2 protein-coding genes are annotated in these 2,591 nt (G+C 66.3%); both read right to left on the minus strand.

The features are described from left to right. Window positions 1–164: 164 nt before the first annotated feature. Window positions 165–974, minus strand: coding sequence for a hypothetical protein (locus tag VHR41_01160; protein ID HEX3232773.1), 810 nt, complete (start codon window positions 972–974; stop codon window positions 165–167). After that, window positions 971–2,591, minus strand: a 1,621-nt coding sequence (locus tag VHR41_01165) for a hypothetical protein (GenBank protein HEX3232774.1), incomplete at its 5' end; no start/stop codon positions are given. The genes VHR41_01160 and VHR41_01165, both read right to left, overlap by 4 nt.

A 2,591-nucleotide genomic window follows, 5' to 3' on the forward strand; every position in this document is an offset into this window, starting at 1 on the left:
GCGGGACGCGATCGCCCGCGCCACTCGGCGATGGCGCGCCGCCGACAGCATCAATTCGGCGAAGCGACTGTGGACCGGCTCGCAGCGAGGGCGCGCCGTTGCCCTCGCTCTGAGGGGTCTGCGGCTCGATCCCGGGTCGGATGCCTTCTGGGGCGCGATCCGGGCTAGGCTGCCTTGGCCCGGAAGATCCCCCACATGATGGTGCCCCAGCGAAACTCGTTGACCGCGAGGGCCTGCGAGTATGGCGGCATGTCGCGAAGCGCGGGATAGTCCGCCGGATTGCGCGGCGCACGCTGGATGATCTCCACGTGGTGGGTCGCCGCGAAGCGGGCCGGTACCGCGCGAGAGATCGCAGGATCGACGCAATCGTGCAGCTCGATGATCAGGTCGGATCGTCGCAGGTGTGGAACAACGGAGTCCGCGAAGAGAAAGCGCTCACATCCTTCGCAATCGGAGATCACCAGCGCCCGCTCGGGCGTGAGCGCCTGGAGGTGTTCCGGTGTGCATTCGGTGCCGAGGGTGATGTGCCCGGCGACGCCATTCTCGTGGACCATGAGACCGAACAGGCGGCGGGCCTCGGCGTCGTTGTCGAAGGCGTAGATCGGCGCCCGAAGGACGCGTGCGAGGCCGATGGCGTAGTAGCCCTCGGCACAGCCGATGTTGATCACACGTGAATACGTGTGCTGCCGGAGCTCGGAGACCGCAGGGTGCAGCTCCTCCTCGTAGGAGCCGAGCAGCTTCGGCAACAAGGCGTGGCTGATCAGCCGTGCGGGAGTGGCCACGGACGGAGGGTACGAGAGCCCCTGAAAGGGGCCGGCCTGAACGGTGAGGTCGCGCGCGGCAGCGACGTCTCCAAAGGCACGCCGGAGCGTGCGGCGGTAGCGCAGCTGCTGGAGGGCTCCGTAGGCTTCGGGGAAGCGCCCCTCCAAAAATGTCTTGGCTTGGGCCAGAGCCGCCATTTGCGTGACAGTCACTTGGTCTTCGGGCCCACCGCCGATGCGGGAGGCGGTGCGGCGGTGACCGGTGCAGACGGGGCCGACTGTGCAGAGGCTGCAGCGGCGGCTCCCGAGCCGCTCAGGGCCGCGTTGAGGCGCTCGAAGTCGACACCGAGGTCGGATCCGTCCTTCGCACGCCGCTTCAGGGGACTGTTGGTCGAGAGCGTGCCATCCGGGTTCAGACCCGCGGAGGCCGCATCGCCGAACGAGAGCCACTGAGGCTGGCGCCAGACCGACGGGGAGTTGGCCACGCGGGAGGTCCCGACCGCATTGCCGAGGCTGACGAGCGCGTTGAGCGCGAAGTCGCGTTCGGGGGCCACCGAGTCCAGCGACGCATCGTCTCCACTCCACACTCCCTCGACGGTGGGGCCTCCGTTTCCAAAGCCCACGATGTTGTAGCGATATGTGAACCGGCGAAACGTGCCCTTGGAAAGGTCGAGCGTGAAGGGGCCGGAGTCCGCCGGCTGGGTGGTGTTGTGCTCGACCCACACGTCCTCGATCGGGGCGCCGCCGGTCAGTCTCAGCTGCTTGCCCTTCACATAGGCATTGCCCGGGTACCCGGTTCGGACGCCGGTCGCATTGTTGTGGAGGATGGCCACCCGGCGGACCGGAGCTGAGCCCGCCCAGGCCTGGAAGACTCCCGTGACCTCTTTCACGACGTTGTACCGGATCATCACGTCTTCGACCACGGACCAGGGGGCGGTGCCATCCTGGTTGAATGCGTCGGCGACGAAGGCGGGCCACGACCAGGAGTTCTCCAGCGTGTTTCCTTCGATGAGCACCCGCTGGGCGGACTTCAGCTCTATCAGGGGCTTGATGACCCAGTGGCTGCCGTCGTAGGTGGGATGGCTCGGAAACCAACGAAACGGCTTCATGATGTGGTTCCGGCGGATCACGATATCCGCAGGCACCAGGTCAGGGCGACTCGAATCCGACCCTCCGAACATGATGTTCTCGGAAGAGGCCTGCAGCTCGTTATTCTCGATCAAGAGAGGACCGCTCCCGTCATAGCCGAGAATCGCCTGGGAGTCGAAACCGCTATCATGGATCTCGTCGATCCAGGAGTCGGAGATCCGCATGTCCCTGGCGTTCGCGAGGATGCCGCGTCGCACCTTCTGGGTGGGAGAGCCGTGGATATAGCACCGCTCGATGATGATCCGCGAGGTGACCACGTCGGTCGGCCGGCGTTTGCCCCAGTCGGCACTTCCGGAGCCAAACGCGAGGAGCTGATACACCGTCGACTGCCACGTCGGGGCGACGCTAACGTCGAGGCCGACGAGTCGCCAGCCTTGAGTGCCATCAGAGGCATTGATCGCCCCCGTGCCGTTCGGTGTCAGGATCTTGGGCATCGATGGCGCCGCCGAGGGGCTGATGCGCTGGCCGGCCTTCGGCAGCTGCGATTCCTGGCTGCCCCGAATGGTGATCCAACCGGCTCCGGACTTGGGCGGCAGCACGAAGTTCCCGGTCCAGGTGGCTCCGCCGTCGAGGACGAGAGTGTCACCCGGCTTGGCGTCATCGATCTTGGCTTGCAGATTGTCACCGGCTCGCACCGGAATGGTTCGGCCTCCGCCGGCATCGGGAGGCAGGGGGCTCACC

This window comes from Gemmatimonadales bacterium (genome assembly GCA_036265815.1).
Taxonomy (GTDB): Bacteria; Gemmatimonadota; Gemmatimonadetes; order Gemmatimonadales; family GWC2-71-9; genus CAVVWJ01.